This window comes from Phocaeicola sp. RTP21198st1_B8_RTP21198_201120, assembly GCF_040929485.1.
GTDB classification, from domain to species: Bacteria; Bacteroidota; Bacteroidia; order Bacteroidales; family Bacteroidaceae; genus Phocaeicola; species Phocaeicola dorei.
Genome location: NZ_JBCOCI010000593.1, coordinates 1 through 1003, shown reverse-complemented (window position 1 = coordinate 1003; position 1003 = coordinate 1). Strand labels below are relative to the sequence as shown.

Sequence of the window (1003 nt, the reverse complement as noted above, 5' to 3'; positions counted from 1 at the left end):
GTATATGGGGAAAAAACGGAACTGAACAATCGCGACGTGGAAAAAACTACATAGACTGGAGATACCTTGTTCAAATTATCAATCAAACCACTGATGACAACCTGTTGACTGTAGATACAAACACGCTAAATATAAGTAAAATTCCAAATGTCAATTTACCAGAATGGTATAATGATGACGAACAAAAGAAAGATCTGCTAAAGAAAATGCCTGATAGTCAAGTGCCATCGATAGATGAAATGGAAGACAATGAATTCCTCATGGGCGATTTAACTCCTCTGTGGCAAACAGAAATGGAAGGTAAAGAATTGATTATAGAAACTATTTTAAAAAAATGGAATCTCTTAAAGGAAATCTGTAATTCATTGGATAATAAAAGTGCTGTTGCCGATGCCCAATTCTCAAATTGGTTCAGATTGTACAGATTGGTTTCTGGCATGATTAATTTACATCATATTGATTATTGTAGTTGGAATTTTGAAGGATGTTATTACTCTATGAAACCTGACACACCATGGTGGATAGAATGTAAGGAAATAGGTAATCTTATGGAATGTGAGACCCCTCTATATTATATGAAAGAATATATAAAGGATAAGATAAAATCGTTTATTCATGAGCCTTCGGATTATAAAGAACTAGTAATCAGCTGGATGACAATTAAAACTATTCAGGCTGATAAGGGAAACTATCTTATAAACCTTTGGAATGATAGAGCCATATCTGCATTTCTAAATCTGGAAAATAATTATATCATCCCTATGAAAACATTTCACTGGGGTAATGTGCTTTGTGGTTATTCTTACAGCTATACCATATACCCTGCACGTGATCAGAACAATTGGGAAAAGATATCAAATCTGGATTCACCAATAACTTCATTAGCATTCATTTCAAACTACTATAACCGTGCTGATAACGTGATAGATATGGAAACCATTTCTAAAGGGGATAATGAGATAAAATCCTTGATTGAAAGTTATTTATTACAGAACGACTAAAG

General features: G+C 33.4%; 1 protein-coding gene. It reads left to right on the top strand.

The window, feature by feature from the left end; genetic code table 11:
- A partial coding sequence (locus tag AB5935_RS28375; RefSeq protein ID WP_368328154.1) for a hypothetical protein occupies nt 1-1001 on the top strand: 1001 nt, incomplete at its 5' end.
- Between the last annotated feature and the right edge of the window lie 2 nt (nt 1002-1003).